The 22,908-nt window shown below is 69.2% G+C and carries 17 protein-coding genes and 1 tRNA gene; 4 read left to right on the top strand and 14 right to left on the bottom strand.

Features of this window, described 5'->3' with window-relative positions; genetic code table 11:
* Positions 1–205: 205 nt before the first annotated feature.
* From GWI72_RS12410 to GWI72_RS12400, 3 genes are all read right to left on the bottom strand, one after another.
* Positions 206–1,036: a universal stress protein gene (locus GWI72_RS12410; protein ID WP_161676514.1), complete on the bottom strand. Its 831-nt coding sequence runs from the start codon at positions 1,034–1,036 to the stop codon at positions 206–208.
* Between the two features lie 109 nt (positions 1,037–1,145).
* Positions 1,146–2,816, bottom strand: coding sequence for a thiamine pyrophosphate-binding protein (locus tag GWI72_RS12405; RefSeq protein WP_161708811.1), 1,671 nt, complete (start codon positions 2,814–2,816; stop codon positions 1,146–1,148).
* Positions 2,817–3,228: 412 nt separating this feature from the next.
* A complete protein-coding gene (locus GWI72_RS12400) occupies positions 3,229–3,651 on the bottom strand; it encodes a hypothetical protein (protein WP_161708810.1) in 423 nt (140 codons plus the stop codon).
* A 234-nt stretch (positions 3,652–3,885) separates the two neighbouring features.
* On the opposite strand from GWI72_RS12400, the gene GWI72_RS12395 reads away from it, so the two are divergent.
* Positions 3,886–5,478 (top strand): bifunctional aminoglycoside phosphotransferase/ATP-binding protein, encoded by a 1,593-nt coding sequence (locus GWI72_RS12395; protein ID WP_161708809.1) that lies wholly within the window; start codon positions 3,886–3,888, stop codon positions 5,476–5,478.
* 4 nt (positions 5,479–5,482) lie between these two features.
* Here GWI72_RS12395 and GWI72_RS12390 read toward each other — a convergent pair whose 3' ends face one another.
* Genes GWI72_RS12390 through GWI72_RS12380 form a run of 3 tightly spaced genes read right to left on the bottom strand, consistent with a single transcriptional unit; the run spans position 5,483 to position 7,348 of the window.
* Positions 5,483–5,803, bottom strand: a complete 321-nt coding sequence (locus GWI72_RS12390; RefSeq protein WP_161676509.1) for an AzlD domain-containing protein — start codon at positions 5,801–5,803, stop codon at positions 5,483–5,485.
* The gene (locus GWI72_RS12385) at positions 5,796–6,470 is read right to left on the bottom strand and encodes an AzlC family ABC transporter permease (protein WP_209000102.1); all 675 of its coding nucleotides are present in this window, start codon (positions 6,468–6,470) and stop codon (positions 5,796–5,798) included. Before GWI72_RS12385 ends, GWI72_RS12390 begins: the two co-directional genes overlap by 8 nt.
* 50 nt (positions 6,471–6,520) lie before the next feature.
* Positions 6,521–7,348 (bottom strand): sulfite exporter TauE/SafE family protein, encoded by an 828-nt coding sequence (locus GWI72_RS12380; RefSeq protein WP_161676508.1) that lies wholly within the window; start codon positions 7,346–7,348, stop codon positions 6,521–6,523.
* Between the two features lie 590 nt (positions 7,349–7,938).
* Between GWI72_RS12380 and GWI72_RS12375 the strand changes: the two genes are divergently transcribed.
* Positions 7,939–8,199, top strand: coding sequence for a hypothetical protein (locus GWI72_RS12375; RefSeq protein WP_161676507.1), 261 nt, complete (start codon positions 7,939–7,941; stop codon positions 8,197–8,199).
* A gap of 300 nt (positions 8,200–8,499) precedes the next feature.
* On the opposite strand, the gene GWI72_RS12370 is transcribed toward GWI72_RS12375, so the two are convergent.
* The 4 genes from GWI72_RS12370 to GWI72_RS12355 form a co-directional block, all read right to left on the bottom strand.
* Positions 8,500–8,904, bottom strand: coding sequence for a PIN-like domain-containing protein (locus GWI72_RS12370; RefSeq protein WP_161708808.1), 405 nt, complete (start codon positions 8,902–8,904; stop codon positions 8,500–8,502).
* Positions 8,901–9,602: a DUF433 domain-containing protein gene (locus GWI72_RS12365; protein WP_161708807.1), complete on the bottom strand. Its 702-nt coding sequence runs from the start codon at positions 9,600–9,602 to the stop codon at positions 8,901–8,903. The genes GWI72_RS12370 and GWI72_RS12365 overlap by 4 nt, the downstream gene beginning before the upstream one ends.
* A 192-nt stretch (positions 9,603–9,794) precedes the next feature.
* Positions 9,795–9,871: transfer RNA gene (locus tag GWI72_RS12360), tRNA-His, on the bottom strand.
* A gap of 242 nt (positions 9,872–10,113) precedes the next feature.
* A complete protein-coding gene (locus GWI72_RS12355; protein WP_209000101.1) occupies positions 10,114–15,330 on the bottom strand; it encodes an ATP-binding protein in 5,217 nt (1,738 codons plus the stop codon).
* Between the two features lie 487 nt (positions 15,331–15,817).
* Here GWI72_RS12355 and GWI72_RS12350 point away from each other — a divergent pair, with 487 nt between their 5' ends.
* Together GWI72_RS12350 and GWI72_RS12345 are read left to right on the top strand one after the other, a co-directional pair.
* Entirely contained in the window at positions 15,818–16,201 is a 384-nt protein-coding gene (locus GWI72_RS12350) for a phasin (protein ID WP_161676506.1), read from the top strand.
* 365 nt (positions 16,202–16,566) lie between these two features.
* The gene (locus tag GWI72_RS12345) at positions 16,567–17,097 is read left to right on the top strand and encodes a phasin (protein ID WP_161708806.1); all 531 of its coding nucleotides are present in this window, start codon (positions 16,567–16,569) and stop codon (positions 17,095–17,097) included.
* A gap of 70 nt (positions 17,098–17,167) precedes the next feature.
* On the opposite strand, the gene GWI72_RS12340 is transcribed toward GWI72_RS12345, so the two are convergent.
* The 4 genes from GWI72_RS12340 to GWI72_RS12325 all read right to left on the bottom strand — a co-directional run bounded on the left by GWI72_RS12340 (position 17,168) and on the right by GWI72_RS12325 (position 22,853).
* Complete coding sequence (locus GWI72_RS12340; RefSeq protein ID WP_161708805.1) at positions 17,168–18,322, bottom strand: acyl-CoA dehydrogenase family protein; 1,155 nt, start codon at positions 18,320–18,322, stop codon at positions 17,168–17,170.
* A gap of 285 nt (positions 18,323–18,607) precedes the next feature.
* Positions 18,608–20,254 carry an exodeoxyribonuclease VII large subunit gene (xseA, locus tag GWI72_RS12335; protein ID WP_390806622.1) on the bottom strand — a complete coding sequence of 549 codons (1,647 nt, stop codon included), beginning with the start codon at positions 20,252–20,254 and terminating at the stop codon, positions 18,608–18,610.
* A gap of 141 nt (positions 20,255–20,395) precedes the next feature.
* Positions 20,396–21,298 (bottom strand): DUF937 domain-containing protein, encoded by a 903-nt coding sequence (locus GWI72_RS12330; protein WP_161708803.1) that lies wholly within the window; start codon positions 21,296–21,298, stop codon positions 20,396–20,398.
* Positions 21,299–21,479: 181 nt separating this feature from the next.
* The gene (locus GWI72_RS12325; RefSeq protein WP_161708802.1) at positions 21,480–22,853 is read right to left on the bottom strand and encodes a glutamate--cysteine ligase; all 1,374 of its coding nucleotides are present in this window, start codon (positions 22,851–22,853) and stop codon (positions 21,480–21,482) included.
* Between the last annotated feature and the right edge of the window lie 55 nt (positions 22,854–22,908).

Genomic DNA, 22,908 nt, shown 5'->3' with positions numbered 1-22,908 from the left:
ACACGTCGGGGGAGGGGGCTTCAGCGCACCGGCCGGTTCTTGCCGTGCCGGCGTTCCGCCGGCCAGCCCATCACCGGCCAGCGGTCACGTGGCCCATATCTCGAGGCCCAGGCCCCATGTCCCAAGCCCCGTGTCCCAGGCCCCGTGGCCCAGCTCTCACGACCCAGCTCTGAGCGCCCGGGCGACAACCGGGCGCCGCTCCGGTTCAGTGGGCCATCAGCACCGGAACGGTCATGGCAGCCAGGATATCGCGGGTCGCGCCGCCGAACAGGAACTCGCGCACGCGGCTGTGGCCGTAGCCGCCCATCACCACCAGGTCATTGCCATTGTCGCTGACATAGTTAAGCAGCGTGTCGGCGACCGAGGTCTGCGGGTTGGTCACCACGTCGACGGTCACGTTCAGGCCGTGGCGGGCGAGATAGGTCGCCATGTCCGCGCCGGGCTCCCCGGCCATCTTGCGGCCCTTGTTGACGATCAGCACGGTCACCTTCTTGGCCATGGCAAGCATCGGCAGGGCCGCATGCACGGCCCGGGTGGCCGTCGGGCTGCCGTCCCAGGCGACGAGCGCGTTCTCAAGCTTGGGCGAGGCCGCGCCGATGTAGGGAATGAGCAGCACCGGCACACCGCTTTCAAACAGCGCCGTCTCGATCACCAGTTCCCGCATCGGCTCCGGACGGTCCGGGTTTTCCTGCCCGATGACGATCAGGTCGGTCAGGCGGCAATGGCGCAGCACCGGCTCCAGCGGCCCGCCCGTCATCACGTCGGCGATGCGTCCCTCGCCCTTGACGCCGCCCAGCCGGGCCAGCTCGTTGAAGGCGGCCAGCGAGGTCTGCGCGGCGGCCAGCGCCTGCTGGCGGCTGGCCTCGATGAAGTCGGCCGGCAGCGGCGCTGCGGCAAAGGCGGGCACGACCGGCTCGAAGGCCAGCGAAAGTCCGGTGACATGGGCGTCGCACCGCGCCGCCAGATCAATTGCGTAGCGGGATGCCGTCTGGTCGCCTGCGAGATCCGTGAGTGCCAGAATGTCCTTCAGTGCCATGGTGTCCTCCGTCCGATGGCCCCCCGTCGGGCCTGTCACATCCGACAATAGGTGCAAGGGCGGTTCCGGACTTTGACGTGCATCAACACCGCAGGAAAACGTCTTCCCTTCAGGCCTTGGCGGCCTCCGCTGCCGCCCGGATCTCAGACAGCGAGGCCGCCGGCGTCAGCGCTTCGGGGTCGAGGAGCAGATGCAGCACCGCCGGCTTGCCGCTGGCCTTGGCCCGGGCGAGGGCGGGCCCGAACTCCGCCGTCTCCCGCACCGTCTCGCCATGGGCGCCATAGGACCGGGCAAGGGCGGCGAAATCCGGATTGACCAGCTTCGTGCCGGAGGGGCGGCCGGGATAATGCCGCTCCTGGTGCATGCGGATGGTGCCATACATGCCGTTGTCGATGACCAGCACGATCACGGCCGCATTGTCCTGCACGGCCGTGCCCAGCTCCTGCAGGGTCATCTGGAAGCAGCCGTCGCCGGCAAAGCAGATGACGTCGCGCTCCGGGAAGGCGAGCTTGGCGGCAATGGCGCCGGGCAGGCCATAGCCCATCGAGCCGGACGTGGGTGCGGCCTGCGTGGCGAAGCGGCGGAAACGGTGGAACCGGTGCAGCCAGGTGGCATAGTTGCCGGCACCATTGGTGAAGATCGTGTCCGCGGCCATCTCGGCCTCGATGTGCTCCATCACGCCGGCCATCTGCAGCGCGCCCGGCGTCTGCGGCCGTGCGCCGGACCAGGCCAGATAGTCGGCATGGGCCGCGGCAGCCTGTCCGGCGTTCTTCGGTGCGGTCGGCGGCTGCAGCCCCTCGACGGCCTTGCAGAAGCCGGTCGGCGCGGCATTGATCGGCAGGCTGGCGCGATAAACGCGGCCAAGTTCCTCTGGGTCCGGATGCACATGCACCAGCTGCTGCGCCGGCTCGGGGATCGACAGCAGCGAATAGGACTGGCTCGGCATCTCGGACAGGCGGCCACCGACGAGCAGGATCAGGTCGCTGGCCTTGATGCGTGCCAGCAGCTTCGGATTGGCGCCGATGCCGACATCGCCGGCGTAGTTCGGATGCAGGTTGTCGAACAGCATCTGCCGGCGGAAGGAACAGGCGACCGGCAGGTCGAAGCGCTCGGCAAAGCGGGTGAAGGCGGCCACCGCCTCCTCGGTCCAGCGGCTGCCGCCCAGAATGGCGATCGGGCGTTCGGCTGCCCACAGGCGCTTCTGCAGGTCGGCCATCTGGGTCAGGCCCGGGTGGGTCTCCACCTGCCGCCAGGGCTGCGGCTGGCTCACCTCGGCAAGGTCCACCAGCATGTCTTCCGGCAGCGCCAGCACCACCGGACCCGGCCGGCCGGAGGTGGCGACATAATAGGCGCGGGAGATGAACTCCGGCACGCGCTCGGCGTGGTCGATCTCGGCCACCCACTTGGCAATGCCGCCGAACATCTGCCGGTAGTCGACTTCCTGGAAGGCCTCGCGCTCGCGCATGCCGCGCTCGATCTGGCCGATGAACAGGATCATCGGCGTCGAGTCCTGTGCCGCCACATGCACGCCGGCGGAGGCGTTGGTGGCGCCCGGGCCCCGCGTCACCATGCAGATGCCGGGACGGCCGGTCAGCTTGCCATGCGCTTCCGCCATCATCGCCGCGCCGCCTTCCTGACGGCAGATCGTGATGGGAATGCGCGCGTCATGCAGGGCGTCGAGAACGGCGAGATAGCTTTCGCCCGGCACGCAGAACACGCGCTCCGCGCCGTGGATTTCAAGGGCCTCAACGAGGAGCTGCCCGCCTGTCTTCTGCGCCATGTCCGTCACCCGCCATCATTGCGGGGGCACCCCGCAAGGGAATCTCCCTGTGCTATAGCGCAGATCGGGCCGCCGCGACATTCAAGCCGGGGCGCACATGCACGGCTTTTCGCAATGGGGTTATTCCAGTGTGGAATGCGAAAGGGCGATATGACGGGTTTTTCCCCTTGATAAGGGTAGCCAGAGCGCCGTTTTGGAATGAAAACGGCGCGCAGCAGAAAGCCGCGCGCCGGTGTGCTGAAGGTCGCCTCGATCGTCATCCCGGCTCTGCGCCTTGCTTGGCCGGATGATGTGAGTGTGGTCGAGTTGTTTCAACACGCACGGGCGCGCAGCAGACAGCCGCGCTGCCGCGTTAAAAGAACAACTCAAATATGACGCTACGGAATTTTCCTTGCCGGCGTGACTTCACCGCTCAGACGGGCTGCACCGTGACCACCTGGAATGTGTGCAGGTCGCCGTCCTCGTCGCGGATCGAGACATACTCGCCCGGCTCGAAGGCGTGCGCCCCGAAGCGGTAACCGGCCTCGTCGTCATCGTCGCCCTCGATGTCATAGCGGAAGGCCCAAGAGCCGCCCGGCCGGTGCATCAGATGGCCGATCTCGTCGTCCTCGCTGCCCCAGAAGCGGCGCACGCGGCAATGGTCGCGGGCCTTCTTCCAGGCTGCCGCGTCGATATGCGCGGTCGCGTCCAGCGGCGCGACGAACTCGTAGCCGTGCTGCGCCGAGCCGTTGGGGTGCTCCTTCGTGCGGGCGAGGTTGAGGCGGATCTTCTTCAGGCCGAGCGTTGCGCCCGGGTTGGTTCCGGACGTGGCGTCGGGGGTGGATCCAGTGGTCATCGGCGTGTCCCTCCATGCCGCCGGCCCTTTGCCGGCAGTCGTGTCTGGCACCACACTGTCACAAGTCTGTCGGCGTTCATTGAGGAAGGTCAATTCGCCGCCGCCCGCTTGGCCCCACTGTGGACGCGGGGGGCAGGCGCCTGCTCCGGACGGACGGGGCAGGAGGTCTCGGTCGAGGGCCAAAGGTGACGGCGCGCGTCGGCGGGGCCTTGAGGATGGGGAGGATCAGCCAGCATGCAGTCGGGTTTCGGCACAGGCGCAGCAGCAGGCGCTCACGCCCAGGCGGAGGCGTCCGCTTTCCTTGACGCCCTCGTGGCCGCCACGCCGGGGGCGCGGCGCATCGACACCCACGCCAATGTCGTCGTCCTGCTCGGCCCGGACGCCTACAAGATGAAGCGCGCCGTGCGCTTTCCCTTTCTCGACTATTCCACGCCGGACCGGCGGCGCGCCGCCGTGTCGGCCGAGCTTGCCCGCAACCGGCTGTTCGCGCCCGGTCTCTATCTTGGCGAGACCGGGATTTTCCGGCGGCCGGACGGCACCCTGGCCCTCGGCGGCCCCGGCGAGCTTGTCGAGCCCCTCGTCCACATGCGGCGCTTCGACGAGACCCTGACGCTTGACCGGCTGGCCCAGGCCGGTCCCCTGCCGGAGGCCGTGCTCTCCGGACTGGCGGCGGCGCTGTCGGCGGCCCATGCCTCCGCTCCCTTGCGCGAGGCAGGGCCCTGGCTCGACGACCTCGCCGCCTATGTCGAGCAGAACCACGCCGCCTTCCTTGCCTGTCCGGACCTGTTTGCCGAAAGCGCGGTCACCGCCCTGACGGTGGCCTCCCGTGCGGCTCACCGGCGTCTGTCTGACCTGGTGCGGTCCCGTGGCCGGCGCGGGCTCGTGCGCCTCGCCCATGGCGATGCGCATCTGGCCAACGTGGCGCTGGTCGGCGGTGTGCCCGTGCTGTTCGACGCGGTCGAGTTCGACGAGGCCATCGCCACCGGCGACGTGCTCTATGACCTCGCCTTTGCCGTCATGGATCTGGTCGAGCGCGGCCAGCCGGCCGGCGCATGCCATCTGCTCAACCGGTATCTCGATCTCACGCCGCTGGAGGACGGGGAAGAGGGGCTTGCGGCGCTGCCCTTCTACCTGTCCCTGCGCGCGGCGATCCGGGCCAAGATCGCCGCCGCCAGCATTGCCACGCAGCGCTGCGCGACGGCGGCCGAAGGGCAGCGCCGGGCGGCCCGCGCCTATTTTGCCCTTGCACTCCAGGCGCTCGAGCCGGCCACGCCAGGTCTGGTGGCGGTTGGCGGCCTGTCCGGGTCGGGCAAGTCGACGCTGGCCCGGGCCCTTGCGCCGGACCTCGCTCCGCTGCCGGGGGCCCGGGTGCTGCGCTCCGATGTGGAGCGCAAGCGCCAGCTTGGTCTGGCCGAGACCGATCCGGCCCCGGCAGCCAGCTACACGCAGGCGATGAGCGATGCGGTCTATGCCGCGCTGTACGCACGGGCCCGGGCGGCGCTTGCCGCCGGTCATTCGGTCATCCTCGACGGCGTCTTTGCCCGCCCGGCCGAGCGGGCGGCGGTCGGGGCGCTGGCTGCCGCGCTGGAGCTGCCGGTCACGGGGCTCTGGCTGGAGGCCGACGCGGCGGTCCTTGCCGCCCGCGTCGAGGCCCGCAGCGGTGATGCCTCGGATGCCACCGCCGCCGTTGTGGCCCGCCAGCTGACCTACGACATCGGGCCGCTGGACTGGCAGCGCCTGCCGGCCGGCGGCGATCCGGCGGCAACGCTGGCGTTGGCCCGGGCTGCGCTGGGTCTTGTGGCATCCCGGCCCGCGCCGTCGGCTTGAGGTCCTAAAGCCCGGCCGCGCGGGCGGCGGCTGCTGCGGCCACGCCCAGGAACACGGCGATGATGTCCTTGCGCAGGACAGCCATGGCGGCGGCTGCGACCGCGAGGCAGAGGGCCGCCGGCAGGCCGCCCTTCAGCGCGATCGGCAGGATGGTAGAGACGATGATGGCACCGGGCAGGGATTCCAGCCCGCGCCGCACGCGCGGGGTCAGCGGCACCCGGCCCATGATCCAGTAGCCGCCCGCCCGCATGGAATAGGTCGCCGCCGTCATGGCCAGCACGGTCAGGAAGAACAGGCCGTCGATGCTCCAGGCGCTCTCAGCCACGGGCCTGCTCCTTCGGCTCCGGATCGTCGATGAAGGCACCTGCGACCGCGCCGGCGATGGCACCGGTCAGCACGAACCAGTAGCCGCCGATGAGCTGCCAGCTCGCCACCGCGACAACGGCGGCGACCAGCCAGCTCAGCGTCTGCCGCCGGCCCTTCCAGATCGGGATCAGCATGGTGATGAACAGGGCAGGCATCACCAGGTCCAAGCCCCATTTCTGCGGTTCGGCAAAGAGCTGCCCGAGGTAGTAGCCCGGCACCACCGAGACCGTCCACAGCAGCCACAGCAGGATGCCGCTGCCGAAATAGACCCCCCAGTCCCGTCCGCCCTCGGCGTGGTAGCGCAGCGCCAGCAGCCAGTTCATGTCGGTGAGGAAATAGAGGCTCGGATAGACCTGCCAGGCCGGGGAGGGGCCGAGCCAGGGCCGCAACGACGCCCCCAGCAGCAGCATGCGCAGGTTCACCGCCGCGGCGATGCCCGTCATGGCGATCAGCACGGTGGGTGTTACGGGATCGCGGTACAGCTCCATGGCGACGAACTGCGAGGCCCCGGCAAAGACGAAGGAATTGATCAGCATCGTCTCGGCCAGCGTCAGGCCCTTCTGCGCGCAGACGGTGCCGAACACGGCCGCAAAGGTGATGATCCCCGGCACCAGTGGCAGGGTCATCCGCGCGCCCAGCCATAGGCCGGGCGCTGTCATCGGTGCGCGGTGGTCCATCAGGTCAGCACGTCCCAGATCATGCGTGCGCCGGTGAAGAACAGGAAGGCGGCGAACACCAGCCGCAGCTTGGCCGGCGGCAGCGTGTGGGCGAGCTTGGCGCCAATGGGGGCGGAATAGACCGAGGTCGGCACGATCAGCAGGAAGGCGACCAGGTTGACGTAGCCCAGCGAGAGCGGCGGCAGGTCCGGGTTGCCCCAGCCGTAGAACATCGCCAGCAGCGTCCCCGGGACGGCGATGATCAGGCCGATGGCCGAGGCGGTGCCGACGGCCTGCCGGATCGGATAGGAGAACAGGGTCAGGATCGGCACGCCGAGCGTGCCGCCGCCGATGCCCATCATCACCGAGATGCCGCCGATGATGAAGCCCAGCAGCTCGCGCAAGGGGGCGCCCGGCAGGCTGTCGGCGAGGCCCGATCCCTCCTTGCGCAGCACCATGTTGAGCGCGACGATCAGCGCCACGGTGCCGAAGATCAGCGTCAGCATGCCGCCCGACACATTGCCGGCCGTGACGCCGCCGGCGATGACCCCGACCGTGATCGGCAGCCACCAGCGTTTCAGCAGCGCGGTGTCGACGCTGCCCCGCTTCTGGTGGGCCCGCGCCGAGGAGGCGCCGGTGACGATGATCGTGGCAAGCGATGTTCCCACCGCCAGATGCATGGCCACGCTGTCGCTGACGCCGATCAGCGGCAGCACGTAATAGAACACCGGCACGATGACGATGCCGCCGCCCACCCCCAGAAGCCCGGCGATGATGCCGGTGATGAAGCCGGTGGCAAGCAGCGATCCGGCGAGGATCGCCACGGTGGCAAGGGAAAGATCGTCCATGATGACCCCGAATGGCCGCGGTCCGCTCGGGCAGCGGCTCCGCCGTCGGGCGGGACCGTGCCGGATCGGACTGGCCGGACTGCGACAGGTTGGTTCAGGCCGGATCCGGTCCGCAGGCCGCAGCCGCATGCTTGCGCATCCGTGCCGGGGCGGGCCGTGCCCGGGTCCCCTCCGGCTCGACCGCGCGTCCGGGGCAGACGGATCGCGGCGCGGCCGGAACGGCCCTCCTGTCACTATACCGGGCCATGACCGTTTGGCCAGATCCGTTTGCCGGCCTCAGGGTCGCTTGACCTCTCCCTTGCGTGCGAAGGCGTTTTTCCCTCCGGGCGAAAATCACCCGGGGGCTGCCCGGATCCCGCCGCTCGCCGCCCCGTCCCCACCCGCGCTGCCGACCCGCGCTGCCGACCTGCGCTGCCGACCTGCAAGGAGGGGCCGGACCGGTGCCGGAGGGGCGGCGGACCGGTCCATCGAACGAGGCGTCGAAACGGCTCTAAGAAGCTGTTTTCGTTGCGGTTAATCGGGTTTCGTGGTAGGTTTTGAAACCATGCGGACAGGCATGGGATGCGCGCGTTACCAGCCCGGAGCCAGCCATGTTTCACACCTATGTCGAAGCGTCCGTCCTTGCCGCTGACGGTCGCCCGAAGAAGGTCGACATCGACCGCGCAACCTTCCTGATGGACAAGGATCTCTACGCCGCGGCACTCTTTGCCATGGGCGTCGCCCGCCGCGCCGGCCAGCTCGCCGACGAGGACAACGGCGCCCAGTTCGTCTGGACCGACTACTGCCGTCGTCATCTCGAGAAATACGGCCAGCCCTTCAACCCGGACATCGACCCGGACTGGGACAGCTGACCCCTGACCCCTGACCCCTGACCTCTGACCCCTGACCTCTGACCCCTGACCTCTGGCCCCTGACCCCTGACCCCGATCTCGTCCCGGTTTTCACGCCGGAACTTGCCTCGGTGCTGGTCCCGGTTTTCATCCCGGTGCTTGTCTCGGTGCTGGCCGCCGGGTGTGGCTCAACGCCTGCAACCGCCGTGGCCTGCCCCGCGCCCTCCCGCACCACGCCGCAGCCGGGGGAGGCGGGGGGGGAGCCAGATTCTGTCTTTGCCGCACGACAAGGTCGGTTTGGTTTGCGCTTGCGCGCCTTTCCTAAAGTCGCAAGGTTTGGAACTTGGTCGCTTTGCTATGGTGCCAGGGAACACGAAACCCACCTTCGGCCATTTGTGCTTGTCCTAGGATCTGGGGCCACCAACGGACCAGACGCTCTGCCTGATGCCAGAACGTCTGCCCTGACCATTGACGATCCAGGACGAAAATGGTGTGACCGGCCTGCCTCAGGGCCAGTCTTTCGGCGTCGTTGTTCTTTGTGAAGCGGTCAATCGAGAGGATCACCCATTTCCCGTCCAAGCTTGAGATCCACTCAAGGTCCGGCGTGCTGGCGGGAAAACGATGTCGCAGGTGTATAACGGTCCGAACAGAGGGTTCGGTCTTCGACAACTCGCGAATTGCACAGGCTATAAAGGGCGAGATATTGTTGTCGAAGAAGACGTTCAAGCGGCCAGCTGCTCCTCGAAACGAACTGCAGCCTCTACCTCCCGTCGATCGACATCAAATACACTTGCAACCTTGGAGAAATTGCGTCCCTCCGCGATGTAGGAGGCGTACAGGATGTCGGTTGGCACTGCTGCGCTGCGAACAATCGGTGTGCCAAACTGGATCTGAGGATCCAGGACAACCAGCGTGTTGTCTTTGCCCAGGGGGTACCAGCGTCTGGCCTCGGAACCATCATATTCGACGCCAGCGTAGAGGGACGGGGTCACGATTTCTGTGAAGATGTATTGCTGCCGAGCTGGTTCAAGCAACCGAACGTTGCCTTCGGCTTCTACGATCTCGCTGAAGATGCGTTTCCCGTCAGTCAGAAAGCGCTGCATTGTTAACGGGTAGTCAGTTTCAAACATCGCACGCGCTGCATTGGCCGTTGCGCGAATGGTGCGCAGGCTGACACCGTGCCGGGCGAACGCGTTCACCAGCCGCAACTCCAGCAGGTCACGAAAGCCGATAACCGGTTCCTCAAGGTCGGTGCCAGCCAGCTGGCTCCGCCAGAGGGGCTCAATGAACCTTGTCTCGCCGCGATCTTTCCGGTTGTATCCGAGCATCCAGCGTCGAACAGAGCGAGGGTTTGCGCCGACCAGCCGCGCAGCCTGAGGCAAGCTGTAAAGCCCTGTCCCGATCAGTTTGGTGTCGATGCTCATGACTCGGCTTTTCTGGATGGCAATGCAACCATTCGTCGACAATGAATCAACCGGGTACATTCTGCAAGAGCAGGTCTGAGTTCACATGCCCCGGAGCAATGTCCGGACATCCGAGCCATGCGCCCATGACGCTCGCGCGTCGAGACAATTGGCCGTCACCTAACGAGACACACAAGGCGGGAAAAGGTGAAATGGTACAGACGGGTGGATTCGAACCACCGACCTTCGGAGCCACAATCCGACGCTCTAACCAACTGAGCTACGTCTGCACGGGGCGGCAAGGCGGCCAAGGCCTTGCGAAGTGGCGCGGAACATACTTTGCAGTCGTTCCCTTTGCAAGGGGGTATCTATCCGAGGCCGCCCGCGATCTCAAGCGCCATTTCACGTCGCGCACAAAAAGATCAACAGGCGAACGAGTTCAAGGGCATAGACCTGGGCAGCCCCGTTGCCGCCCCGGTCACTAACCCCGGTCACTGGCCCGGTCGCCCACCCGCAGTCGCGAGCCCGGTCCTCATTCCGCCAGCACGCGCTGCGGCGGGAAGGTGATCTCCACCAGCGTGCCCTGGTCCGGCACGCTGTCGATCTTGAAGCCGGCGCGGTTGGCCTCCACCAGCGCCTTGGTCAGCGGGAGGCCGAGGCCGGTGCCGCCGCCATGACGGGCGGTGTGGACCTGACGGAAGGGTTCGAGCGCTGCCGCCAGGTCCTTGGCGTTCATGCCCGTGCCCGTGTCGCGCACCCGCAGCACCACCTCGCCGCTCGTCTCCAGCGCCGTGGAGACGATCACCTGTCCGCCCGACTTGTTGAACTTGATCGCGTTGGACAGGAGGTTCAGCACGATCTGGCGCAGCGAGCGCAGGTCCGCCACCACATGGGGCACGGTGCCGGGCAGGCTGGCGCGGATGATCACCCGCTCCCGGTTGGCCTGCGGCTGCATCAGGGCCACGCATTCGCGCACGATGTCGTTCGCCGACACCGCCTCGAAGGTCAGGTCCAGCTTGCCCGCCTCGATCTTCGACAGGTCGAGCAAGTCGTTGATCAGGCTCATGATGTGCGAGCCGGAGGTGCGGATGTCCTTGAGGTATTCCTTGTAGCGCTCGTTGCCGATGGCGCCGAAGCGCTCCTCGATCATCACCTCCGAGAAGCCGATGATGGCGTTGAGCGGCGTGCGGATCTCGTGGCTGATCTTGGCCAGGAAATCGGACTTCTGCGAGCTGGCGTTCTCCGCCTGCCGCTTGGCCTTGGTCAGCTCCTCTTCGGCTGCCTTCCACTGGGTGATGTCGCGCAGCACCGCGCAGAACTTCAGCCCCTCGCCGGAGCCGAGCCGGCCGATGGTCATGAACAGCGGGATCAGCCCGCCGGACGACACCTGCCCGATCACCTCGCGGCCATCATTGAGCACGCTGGCGACGCCGTTGCGGGCCAGCCCGTCGAGATAGTCCAGGGCCGAGCGGTGGCTTTCCGGGGCGAGATAGGCCGTCAGCGGCGCGCCGACCAGATCCGGCCGTGCCGCGCCGAACAGCGCCTCGGCCGACCCGTTGGCCTTGAGGATCGTGCCGAACCGGTCGAGCAGCAGCACGCCGTCCGTCGCGGTCTCCAGGATGGTGTCCATCTCGGCGATCTGCTCGCGCGCCAGCGACAGCGCCAGGTCCGTGTCGGGCGAGGGGGCTGCCACCGGCTGCGGCCGCTCGACGATGGAGACCATCAGCCCGCGTCCGCCGTTCCACGGCACGGTGTGCATGCGCGCATCGACCGGCGAGAGCCGGCCGTTGGCCCGGCGCAGGATCATCGCCTCGTCGATGGTGCCTTCCAGCCGGTCGCCCGGCAGGTGCTCCGGATCGACGAACATGGCCTCGAAGCCGCCCGCCTCCTCCAGCGCCTCGATGTGCGGATAGCCAAGCAGCGCCAGCAGCGTCTCGTTGGCATAGAGCACCTCGCGGTCGCGCACGATGCCGATGCCGATCGGCAACCGGTCAAGAAGCCGGGGATCGATCGGCTCGGCCGGCGGGGCCACCGGGCGCTGCGGTTCGGCCGGTGCCGCCGCCGCGGCGGCCGGGTCCGGCTGGAGCAGAGCAGCGGGGGCCTCGTCCTCCTCCTCCTCGAAGTCGCCTTCGAGCCGGGCCCCGAGCGCCTCGGCAATCTTGCGGAAGGCGGCCCGTTCCGGCTTGGTCAGCCTGGACGTGTCCACCGGCACCAGCCGCGGCACATGGGTGCCGCCCGGACCGGTGAAGGGCACCACCTGGCCTTCCGCCCGACGCCCTGTCCCACGCTCACGCTCCGTCTCACGCCCGGTCGCCGGCGCAATCTCTGGCGCGATCTCTGGCCCAGTCTCGTTCTCAGTCTCGTTCTCAGTCTCTGGCCCGCTCTCGGGCTCGTGCTCCGGGATCTCGGCCACGTGAGCCGCACCCTCTGCCGGCAGCTCCGGCGTCCCGGCACCGGCCATGTCGGCGGACGCTTCGGACCGCGTGTCGGCGAGGCTCGCAGCCGGCGCATCCGGCACGGGCTGGGGCTCGGGCAGGGCTTCGGAGAGCGTTTCGGGCAGGGTATCGGACATGGCATCGGACAGGGCATCGGGCAGGGCCGCCCCGTTGTCGCCTGCCTGCAGCGCGGCCGCGACAAGGGCCATGACAGGGGCCGCAACTGGAGCCGCGACAAGGGCCGCACCGGGGGCCACGCCCGTGGCCGCGGCGTCCGGGCCGGTCTCCGGCGTGCTGCCGTCCGCCCCGGTCAGGCGGGCGACCCGGGCCTCCGCCAGCTGGTCGGTCCCGTCATGCACCGGAGCAAACTCAGCCGGAGCAAACTCAGCCTGAGCAACCTCAGCCGGAGCAGTCTCCACCGGAGCGTCCTCGAGCTGTGCGTCGATGACCGGGCTCTCCAGAACCGGGCTCTCCAGAACCGGGGCATCCAGACCCGGCGCGTCCGCAGGCGCTTGCACATCAGCGTCGGGCAGGGACGTACCCGGAACGTCAATCCGCGCTTCGGCGGCGGCCGGCGCAGCGTCTGCGCTGTCGGTCGGCCGCGAGGCTTCGGGGGCCGGAGCCGGTGCTTCGCAGTAACCGCGCTGCGGCGCGTTGTCCGCGGCCTGCCGCGCGGCGCGACGCTCCAGCACGGCATCGAACTCCCGGGCCAGCGTGCGCACGGCCTTCTCGATCTCCTTGGGCGGAAGCGGCTTGTCCGAGGCAATGCCCACCTGTCCGCTGCCTGCGGCCGGCCGGGGCGCTGCGGCCGGATCGGTGTCGAACAGGTCACCCTCCGGCTTGCGTTTCAGCGTCGAGGTCGCCTTGAGGTCTTCCAGCCACGAGGCGGCCGGCGCGCTCAGCGGCGCTGCATCGCCCGGCGTGACAGCCACAGGCTCGGCGGCCGCGGGCGTGGCGGCGGCGGCAGGCTCGGCCTTGCCGGCTGTCCCGGGGACCTCGCCTCCGGCGAGCTCCGCGGTCTGCTCGAGCAGGGCGGCGGCAAAGGCGTGCGACGTCTCTTCGGCCTGTGTCTCCAGCGCAACCGGGTCCGGCGCAAGCGTCTCGGGGGTCAGGGTCTCCGGCGCAACCGTGTCCGGCGCAACCGGGGCTGGCGCGACCGTGTCCGGCGCGACCGGCGGGGCCGACCGGGCGCTCGTGGCCGCCTGCACGCCGGCGACCAGCGCGGCAACCGTCGCACTCATCACCTGGGCCGGCGGATCGGAACGGGTGGCCGAGGCGACCGGCCCGGCGACCGCCACCGTCGTCGCGCTCCCCGTGCCTGTATCTCCCGTGCCTGTATCTCCCGTGCCCGTATCTTCCGTGCCCGTGTCTTGCGCCCCTGTGCTCACCAACGTTGGGCCGGCAGGCTCATCCAGCGGTGCTGCCACGGCCGCAATCGCAGCCGTCTCCGGCGGTGTCGCCGCGTCGCCGGCGCCCTCCGTCCGCACGGTCGCGCCGGCTGCCGGGGTCGCAGGTCCGCTCCCGCTCAGGGCCGTCCCGGGGACGCCGGCTCCATCGGAACCCTCACCGTCGGCCCGGTCCTGGTCCTGATCCTGATCCTGATCCCGGTCTTGGCCCGGTTTCGTCTCCACATCCGCCTGCGCGATTGCGGCAAGGTCTGCCGCCATGCCTGCGGCCGCGCTCAGCGGTCCGGCCGCCTCTGTGCGCTCCGTCGTGGTCGGCACATCCGCCGCAGGCGGCAGTCCGGCCGGGCCGGCCGGGTTCGGTTCTGCCGTCGCCGTCTCCGGGTCGGCGTCCGCATCGGCCAGCGGCAGCTCCTCATCCTCCAGCGCGTCGGCCGGACGAATGACGCCAAAGCCGCGATAGCCCTCGAACACGCGCTTGCGGTCGAAGGCGGGCAGCGCGGCCATGTCCACCGGAACGCGCAGGCCCGCGCCGGGAACAGGCCAGTTGACGGTCTTGCCGCTCCAGGTGTCCCGCCGCGACAGGGCACGCGCGATGCTGCCACGCGGGTCAAGGTCGAACCGCTCGGCCACCTCGCCCCAGGTGAGGCCCACGATGTCGGCCGCGCGGCTGCCCAGCACATCGGCAAACTCGGGCGACAGGAAGGTGAAGCGCTGGTCGACGTCCATCTGCCAGGCAAAGCGCACCGGCCGGTCGCGGCTGGCGAGGCTTGCTCCGCCGCTCGCCGCGCCGGCTGCCGATCCTGCAGCCGCCCGTTCCGGCTCCGCCGCCTCGACCGCCGCCGCCACATCCTCCGTCGCCACATCCTCCGTCACCGGCGCAAGCGTGTCGGCCGTCACGGGTGTGAGGGGACCAGCTGCCGTCAGTCCGTCAGCCGGCAGCGGCGTGCCGTCCGGCTGGGCCGTGTCGGGTGCGGCAGCCTGCGGGGCCTCGAATGTCATGTCCGGCGCAAGGTCGGTCCCCGGTGCAAGGTCGGTCCCCGGGGCAAGGACGGTCCCTGGGGCAAGGACGACCGCAGCGGCCGTTTCCGGCGCCAGCGGGCTCGCGGCCGGCTGCAGCGGGCTGGCCGCAAGGTCATGGGCAAGCACGGCGGTCGGTTCGGGCCCGCTCGCGTCAGTCGGCGCCGGGGCCGACACCGTCACGGCCTCTCCGGGCGTCTCCCGCTCTGCGTCCTCGCGCAGCGGGACGTCCACGGCGGCGGCCTGCACGCCTTCGGCCGGCGCGGCGCCGTCCTGCCCGGTGTCCGCATCGAGGATCAGCAAGGCGCGCGCCTGTCCCAGCGGCAGGCGGATGAGGGGATGCAGCCGGCCCGAGAGGGTGAGAACCTCGTCGGTGGGCGGCACATGCGCCGGCAGGGCAGCCGCTCCTTCGCCGGCCCGGGCGAGCACCTGTCCCCTGCCGTCGCTCAGCGCCAGGATCATGTCCGGCGCGGCGGCGGCCACCAGCGCCAGGAAGTCGGCATCCGGCCGCTCGGCCCGCACCGGGCCATCCCCCGCGACGATCAGGGCTGCGCTGTCGCCGGAGGCAAACCGCAAGCGGCGGCACTGGCAGGTGAACAGCACCACCTTGAGGCCCTTGTAGAAGCGCAGCCGTTCCAGGCTTGGCCTGTCGGTCGGGCCCTGCGTGGCGATGCGGGCCAGATGCGGTCGGGCCTGGGCGCGGTCCAGGCCCGGCAGGCTGGCCAGGTCCTGTGGCGAGCGGGCGTCGAAAAAGGCAGCGCCGGCGGCATTGGCCCACAGGATCCGGTCGCCGGTGGCGGCCCAGAGCCAGGCTGGCCGGTCTGCGGCGATCAGCGGCGCCAGGTCGGCATGGGCGCTGAGCGCCAGGAAAGTCGTCAGGTGCTGGTCCATCGGGTTCCCTCCGCCGCTCCGGTGTCTCGTCCGGTCCTGCCGCACCCCCGTGCGCAGAGGCCAGGTCGGACGGCAGCCGCAGCCCGCCGGCCGGTAAACACCAAGTTAATACTGCCAAAGCCCGAAGGCGTCCACGTTCGGCGCTGCCATGCCAGACACGGGCTTGCCTTGTGGTTAATCTGAAAGGGTTTTTTTGAACGACCCGGCAGTTTTGCCCGGTGTTCCGGAACAGGTTGCGACGGCGTTTCCGGAGCCCGGCGCCAGGATCCCGGCGGCCGGCGGCGATTGCTGTCCCGGCAGGCCCATGGTACCAATTTCCGGTGAGCCCCGGCCGATGGCACGACCGCAGCGGAGCGTCATGCGCCGGTCATCCTGCGTCCGCCAGTCTGGCGCGGGCCGCAGGGCGGGGCACCAGGGCCGGGTCATCTGGGCCGGGTCATTAGGGCAGGGCCATCAGGGCAGGGTCATCAGGACGGGGAGTGCGGGAATGGCTGCAGACAAGAGCGGTTTCGAGATACCCGAGCAGATGCGCGATTTCGCGGAAAAGAGCGTCGATCAGGCCCGCAAGGCCTTCGATGACTTCATGTCCGTCACCCAGAAGGCCGTGTCCAATGTCGAGGGCTCGACCTCTGCGGTCCAGTCCGGTGCGGCCGACATCAACCGCAAGGCCCTCGGCTATGCCGAGGAGCATGTCGATGCCGCCTTCCGTTTCGCCCAGCAGATGGTCCGCGCCAAGGACATGGACGAGATGATGAAGCTGCAGCAGGACTATCTGCGCCGCCAGATGGAGCAGCTGGGCGAGCAGGCCCGCGAGATCAGCGACTCGGCCACCCGCGCTGCCCAGGACGCCGCGCGCGCGGTCAAGGACTGACCGTCCTCTCCGTCCGCGCCGTCTGACCCTTCGGCCCCTTGGTCCGGGCGAGGGGGGCCCGGCGGATCGTCCTGCCCGTGCGCCGTGACATGGGCAGGACCGGATGGTCCGGCACGCGGCGCCCCGCCGCTCTGCAGCCATCCGGACAAGCCGTTGACGTATAGGCATTTTACGCGTCTGGCCCCGGCTTTGCGCGATGACCCTGCGTTACTTTTTATTGTGCACTGCAAAATAATGTTGCAACGCAACACGGCCTCGCCTATATTAACCCTGCGGATGACGGTGGGACGGCGGCACGGCCGGACACGTCCCCCATGCCGGACGATTGCCACGTGATCGGCTCCGGCCCCAGCAGGAGATGACACATGAGCGTTGAGATTTCGCCGGAAGCCCCGGCCCCGAAGGCCGCGCAGAAGCCGCGCGTTGCCCCGAAGACCACCAAGACGGCCTCGGCCGTGTCCCCGTTCCCCGAATTTGAGGCTTTTGTCATGCCGAAGATCGAAGTTCCCGCCGTGGTTCGTGAAATGACCGAGAAGGGCATCGAGCAGGCGCGCGACGCCTATGCCAAGGTCAAGAACGCCGCCGAAGAAGCCACCGACCTGCTCGAGGACACCTTCGAGACCTCGCGTCAGGGCGTCGTCGAGTTCAACCTGAAGGCCATCGACGCGGCCAAGGCCAACACCGATGCCACCTTCTCCTTCTTCAAGGACCTGATGGCCGTCAAGACCGTGGCGGAAGCCATCGAGCTGCAGTCCACCTTCGCCCGTCAGCAGTTCGACGCGCTGACCGCCCAGGCCAAGGACATGCAGGAGTTCGCCACCAAGCTGACCTCCGACGTGACCTCGCCGGTCAAGGACGCGGTCGAGAAGTCCTTCAAGGACCTCAAGGCCGCCTGATCCGGCCCTCGGCCGCCGATCCGGCCCGACATTCAGCCCCGGTGCGCAAGCGCCGGGGCTTTTTGCTGTGTCACACCGCCTTCAACACCTCGCGGGCGATGATCAGCCGCTGGATCTCGCTGGTGCCCTCATAGATCGTGGTGATGCGCGCGTCGCGGGCATGCCGCTCGAGCGGATAGTCCTTGATGTAGCCGGCCCCGCCATGGATCTGCAGCGCCGTGTAGGTCGCCTTCTGGGCGGCCTCCGAGGCAAAGAGCTTGGCCATCGAGGCTTCCTTGCCGAAGGGCCGGCCCTGGTCCTTCGCCCAGGCGGCCTGAAGGATCAGGAGACGCGCCGCCTCCAGCTCGGTTTCCCGGTCGGCGATCATCCACTGGATGCCCTGCATGTCGGCCAGCGACTGGCCGAACTGCTCCCGCTCGCGGGCATAGGCCTTGGCCGCGTCCATGGCGGCCCGGGCAATTCCGAGCGCCAGGGACGCGACGCCGATACGCCCGCCCGCCAGCTCGCCGACCGCGGTGCGGAAGCCGTTGTTCTCCGGCCCCATCAGCGCGCTCGCCGGCACCCGGCAGTCCTGGAACAGCACCTCGTTGGTGGCCGAGCCGGTCTGGCCCATCTTCTTCTCGGCCTTGCCGATGACGAGGCCCGGCGTGCCGGCCTCGACGAGGAAGCAGGAAATGCCCTTGCCCTTCGGGGCCTCCGGATCGGTGACGGCCCAGACCACGAACACGCCGGCATATTCGGCCGAGGTGATGTAGAGCTTTGCCCCGTTGAGGACATAGCTGTCGCCGTCCTTGACCGCCCGCGTCCGCATGCCGGCCGGGTCGGATCCCGCACCGGCCTCTGTCAGGCAGAAACCGCCGGCGGCAAAGGTGCCGTCGCAGAGCCGGGGCAGGTAGGCGGCGCGCTGGGCGTCGCTGCCGACGGCCTGGATGACCTCGCCGACCATGTTGGAGACGGAGCAGGTGACGGCGGTCGAGGCACAGGCGCGGGCCAGCGCCTCGATGGCCAGCGCGAAGGCCACGGTGCCGGCTTCCGTCCCGCCATGCTCGGCCCTGACGTTCAGCCCCATGAAGCCGTTGTCGGCCAGCAGACGCAGGTTGGCGAGAAAGGCCTCCCGGCCCTCGCCCCGGTCCAGCGTCTCTGCCAGGGGCGCGATCTTGTCCTCGGCCAGGCGCCGGGCCGTGTCGGCGATGAGCTGCTGTTCCTCGGTCAGGTCGAAATGCATGGGGCTCTCCGCCCGATCGGCGGCAGCGGTCGCACCGTCGTGTCGACCTCCGCGCCTGTTCGGTCTTGCCAGGGTTGCCGGGTCATGCGGTCGTCCGGGACAGACCGCATCTGGTTAGGGCTTAGCGAAAGCCTGCCCTCGCGTCCACTGCGCGCAAGGTCACGGGGCCATCGGCCAAAGGGCGGAGCGCCGGCCCGGACCGACACTGGGGTCGATACTGGGGCCGACACTGCGGCCGACACTGCGGCCGATACTTGGGCCGATGCTGCCTTGCGGCGGCCCGGGTCAGAACAGGGACCCCTGGTTGCCGGAGGCCGGCGCATCCGCGCGGGGGCGGGCCGGGCGGCTGGCCTTGCGTGCCGGCGCCTGATCCGCCGTGCCGCTGCCGGTCGCACCGCTCTCCGGCGCCGGGGATGCCTCTGGCGCCGGGGCGCCGCCGCCGCTCACGACCGCGTCGAAGCGGCCGTCCGCCACCTCGATGCTGATCCGTGATCCGGCCGGCGCATCGTCCGGGCGGCGCACCGGCTGGCCCTCGGCGTCGCGCACCAGCGCATAGCCACGCGCCAGGACATCCTTGTAGGACAGGGACTTGAGCAGCTTTTCCTGCCCCTCCAGGTGCCGGCGGCGGTTCTGGTTGGCCTGATGTGCGGCGCGCACCAGCCGGGCGAACAGGTTGTCGAGCCGCTCTGTGCCCAGCCCGATCTGGCGCGTCAGCGGCTGCGGCGTCAGGCGGCGGCTGATGCCCTCCAGCTTCTGTGCCTGCGCCCGCACGGCGACGCCAAGGGCGCGGCTCTGCCGGTCGCCGAGCCCGGTCAGCCGGTCCCGTGCCTGCAGCGTGCGCCGCGACAGCATGGCCGGCGTCAGCAGCGTCTCGGCCTTGATCAGCCGTGTCCTGAGCGCCCGGGTGTTGACGATCAGCCCGCGCTCCAGGTTGCCGCCGATGAAATCGAGCTTCTGCCGCGGCAGCGCGAGCAGATCGCGGGCGGCGGGCAGGGCGGCGGCGGCCGCGCGCAGTTCCGTCCGCCGCGCGCTCACCAGCCGGACGAGGCCGGAGTTCAGCCGCCGCGACAGGTCGTCGACGGCCGCCATCAGCTCCGCCTTCACCGGCACGGCGATTTCTGCCGCGCCCGTCGGGGTCGGTGCGCGCACGTCGGCGGCCAGGTCGATCAGCGTCCAGTCGGTCTCGTGGCCCACCGCCGAGATCAGCGGAATGGCGCTGTCCGCAGCCGCCCGCACCACCTGCTCGTCGTTGAAGCCCCACAGGTCTTCCAGGCTCCCGCCGCCGCGCGCCACGATGATGAGGTCCGGGCGCGGGATGGCGCCGCCCGGGGCCAGCGCGTTGAAGCCGCGAATGCCGTTGGCCACTTCCGCGCCGCAGGTCTCGCCCTGCACGCGCACCGGCCACACCAGCACATGCAGCGGAAACCGGTCGGCCAGGCGATGCAGGATGTCGCGGATCACCGCGCCGGTCGGCGAGGTGACGACCCCGATCACGCGCGGCAGCGCCGGCAGCGCCCGCTTGCGCTCAGGCGCAAACAGCCCCTCGGCGGCGAGCTTGCGCTTGCGCTCTTCCAGCAGCGCCATCAGCGCGCCTGCACCGGCCGGCTCCAGCGCATCGATCACCATCTGGTACTTGGACTGGCCGGGGAAGGTCGTCACCTTGCCGGTGGCGATCACCTCAAGCCCCTGTTCGGGCTGGATCTTCAGCCGCGACACCGAGCCCTTCCAGATCACGGCCGCCAGCACGGAGCGGTCATCCTTCAGGTCGAGATAGATGTGGCCCGATCCCGGGCGCGAAATGCGGCCCAGCTCCCCGCGCACGCGCACATAGCCGAAAGTGTCTTCCAGCGTGCGCTTGATCGAGAAGGAAATGTCGGAGACCGAGTATTCGGCGACATTCGAGGGAGGAGTCGGGTCGGCCACGCGTGCGATTCCGGTTCTTGAGGCGGCGCCAAGGTGGCCCGGTCCGGGTGGTCGGTCAAGCCTGTGCTGCGTCGGGGGCGTGTCTCGGGAGCCCGGTCGGCCGCCGGTCGGCGCCCGTCCCGGGCCGCCGTCCCTCAGGCTGTCTTTCGTTCAGGCCGTCTTGCCCTCGATCGAGTCGAACACGCTCTCGATGGCCCGGATCTGGGTTTCCTGGAAGGCGCGGCTGGCGGCAAACCAGTCATTCAGGATTGCCGCGGGTCCGGCAACGGTCGCCCCTGCGGCCTCGGCAGCCGGATCGGGAGCCAGACCGGAGGCCCGTTCGGGTGTCTTTTCGGGCGCCTTTTCTGGGGCCGGCTCGCGGGCGGGCGGCGCCGGCCGCCGTGCGGCGGCGGTCTCGGAGGTCCCCGTCTGCCAGAACGGGGCCAGCGGCGCCTTGTCGTCCAGCCCGAGGAAGCGGGTCCAGAATGATTGCACCGCGTCGGTATAGCCCGCCATCATGCCCGCCGGCGTCGGGGCCGGCTTCGGCCGGCCACGCGCATATCCGGCCATGAAGGCATCGAACAGGTCACGCGCCTGCCCCTGCAGATAGGGCCGCGCCACCTGGGCGGTGGCCAGGGTGGCGGCCACGGGCATCAGCGCGGTGACGGCATCCTGCTGCACGCCGGTGATCTTGGCCACCTGATCGGCAATCGCCTGCTGCATCGGGGCGGGTCCGAAGAACCAGGCCGTCGGCGCTGCGCCCAGTCCTCCCGCCAGACCCTGTGCGCCTGCCAGACCCTGCGTGCCTGCAAGCCCCTGCGCGCCTGCAAGTCCCTGTCCAAAGGAGAAGGCATCGCCGGCGCCCCCTTGCGGGGCTTGCGCCTTCAGGAAGCCGAGGAAGCCCTGCATGGCGTCCGGGGCTGCCGTCATGTGCTTCAGGCCGGCGAAGGCCGCCGGCAGCAGCGCGCCCATGGCCCGGCTGATGTCGGCGTCGCCCAGACCGAACTGCCGGCGCATGGTCTCGACCACCCCGGCAGGATCAAGGGAAGTGAACAGTCCGCTTGCGTCGCTCATGCCGCCTCGCGCCGGAATCGTCTCTCTCCGCATGATCGGCTTTCGCGTCCCTGCGGTCAAATCCCGTTTTGCACCGCACGGACGCCCGCCCCGAGGGCCTCCCGGAACGCCATCCGGGAAGCCGTCCGGAAAGGCTCCCGCCGGGCCGTCTCTCCCCGGCGGTTCCGGTCAGGGGCTCCGCTCAGTAGGCGTAGTCGCGATAGGCCTGGCGGATGTCGCCCTGCCAGACGCCGGAATAGCGCTCCAGCATCTGGTCGGCCGGCGACTGGCCGAGCGCCAGCGCCTCTTCCAGCGAGGCGAGGTGCAGCCGCTCGTCCTGGCCGGCCTCGTTCAGCCGGGCGCGGCGCTTCAGGCCCTCGCGCGACAGGGCCACCATGTCCCGGGCGAGATCCAGCACGGTCCCGCTGCGGAACGGCGTCTTCAGGCCGTGGATCGGCACGTCGTTGCGCAGGGCCAGCCGCTCGGCCTCGCTCCAGCCTTTCACCATCTGCCAGGCGTCTTCCAGGATGCCCTCGTCATAGAGCAGGCCCACCCACAGGGCGGGCAGGGCGCAGATCCGGCGCCAGGGGCCGCCGTCCGCACCGCGCATCTCCAGGTACTTCTTCAGCCGCACATCCGGGAACAGCGTCGACAGGTGGTTGTTCCAGTCGCCGATGGTCGGCAGGCCGTCCGGCAGCTTGTCCTTCAGCGCACCGTTCATGAACTGGCGGAAGGTGGTGGTGGTGGCCTCGAAATAGGTGTCGCCGCGCTTGACGAAATACATCGGCACGTCGATCGCCCAGTTCACATAGGCCTCGAAGCCGAAGTCCTGGTGGAAGGCGAAGGGGATCGGGCCGGAGCGCTGGTTGTCCGTGTCCTTCCAGATTTCCGCGCGGAAGGACTGGAAGCCGTTCGGCTTGCCCTCGGTGAACGGCGAATTGGCGAAGATCGCGGTGGCCACCGGCTGCAGCGCCAGGCTCACGCGCATCTTCTTCACCATGTCCGCCTCGTCGGCGAAGTCCAGGTTCACCTGGATCGTCGAGGTCCGGTACATCATGTCGAGGCCAAGCGTACCGACCTTCGGCATGTAGCTGCTCATGATCGCATAGCGCGACTTCGGCATCACCGGCACCTCGGCGCGGCTCCAGGTCGGCGTGAAACCGAGACCGAGGAAGCCGATGCCGAGCGGTTCGGCGATCTGGTTCAGTTGCGCCAGATGCGCGTTGGTCTCGCGGCAGGTCTGGTGCAGGGTGTCGAGCGGGGCGCCGGACAGCTCGAACTGCCCGCCCGGTTCAATCGAAATGGCGCCGCCCGCGACCGGGTCGGCCAGACCGATGATGTTGCCCTTGTCGGAGATCGGCTCCCAGCCCAGAAGGCCTTCCATGCCTTTCAGCAGGGCTTCGATGCCGCGCGGGCCGGCATAGGGCACCGGCGACAGGTCCGCCGTGTAGAAGGCGAACTTCTCGTGCTCGGTGCCCAGGCGGAACTGGTCCTTGGGCTTGGAACCCGAGGCCAGATGGGCGGCGAGTTCCTTGACGCTGGTGATCGGCGTCGAATCGATGGTGTCGCGGGCCATGGGGGCGTCTCCGGCAACGGGGTGGGGCGGCACAATAGCGGGGCCCCGCCCCAGG

The organism is Pannonibacter sp. XCT-53, from assembly GCF_009915765.1.
In the GTDB taxonomy this organism is placed as follows: domain Bacteria; phylum Pseudomonadota; class Alphaproteobacteria; order Rhizobiales; family Stappiaceae; genus Pannonibacter; species Pannonibacter tanglangensis.
This window is presented reverse-complemented; position numbering and strand designations above follow the sequence as displayed.

What these genes read in the sequence shown, in the direction of transcription:
- GWI72_RS12395 (WP_161708809.1), top strand. Translation starts at nt 3,886, where the DNA reads ATGCAGTCGGGTTTCGGCACAGGCGCAGCAGCAGGCGCTCACGCCCAG.
- GWI72_RS12405 (WP_161708811.1), bottom strand. Translation starts at nt 2,816, where the DNA reads ATGGCGCAGAAGACAGGCGGGCAGCTCCTCGTTGAGGCCCTTGAAATC.
- GWI72_RS12325 (WP_161708802.1), bottom strand. Translation starts at nt 22,853, where the DNA reads ATGGCCCGCGACACCATCGATTCGACGCCGATCACCAGCGTCAAGGAA.
- GWI72_RS12365 (WP_161708807.1), bottom strand. Translation starts at nt 9,602, where the DNA reads ATGAGCATCGACACCAAACTGATCGGGACAGGGCTTTACAGCTTGCCT.
- GWI72_RS12350 (WP_161676506.1), top strand. Translation starts at nt 15,818, where the DNA reads ATGGCTGCAGACAAGAGCGGTTTCGAGATACCCGAGCAGATGCGCGAT.
- GWI72_RS12375 (WP_161676507.1), top strand. Translation starts at nt 7,939, where the DNA reads ATGTTTCACACCTATGTCGAAGCGTCCGTCCTTGCCGCTGACGGTCGC.
- GWI72_RS12355 (WP_209000101.1), bottom strand. Translation starts at nt 15,330, where the DNA reads ATGGACCAGCACCTGACGACTTTCCTGGCGCTCAGCGCCCATGCCGAC.
- GWI72_RS12340 (WP_161708805.1), bottom strand. Translation starts at nt 18,322, where the DNA reads ATGCATTTCGACCTGACCGAGGAACAGCAGCTCATCGCCGACACGGCC.
- GWI72_RS12400 (WP_161708810.1), bottom strand. Translation starts at nt 3,651, where the DNA reads ATGACCACTGGATCCACCCCCGACGCCACGTCCGGAACCAACCCGGGC.
- GWI72_RS12330 (WP_161708803.1), bottom strand. Translation starts at nt 21,298, where the DNA reads ATGAGCGACGCAAGCGGACTGTTCACTTCCCTTGATCCTGCCGGGGTG.
- GWI72_RS12410 (WP_161676514.1), bottom strand. Translation starts at nt 1,036, where the DNA reads ATGGCACTGAAGGACATTCTGGCACTCACGGATCTCGCAGGCGACCAG.
- GWI72_RS12345 (WP_161708806.1), top strand. Translation starts at nt 16,567, where the DNA reads ATGAGCGTTGAGATTTCGCCGGAAGCCCCGGCCCCGAAGGCCGCGCAG.
- GWI72_RS12380 (WP_161676508.1), bottom strand. Translation starts at nt 7,348, where the DNA reads ATGGACGATCTTTCCCTTGCCACCGTGGCGATCCTCGCCGGATCGCTG.
- GWI72_RS12385 (WP_209000102.1), bottom strand. Translation starts at nt 6,470, where the DNA reads ATGACCCTGCCACTGGTGCCGGGGATCATCACCTTTGCGGCCGTGTTC.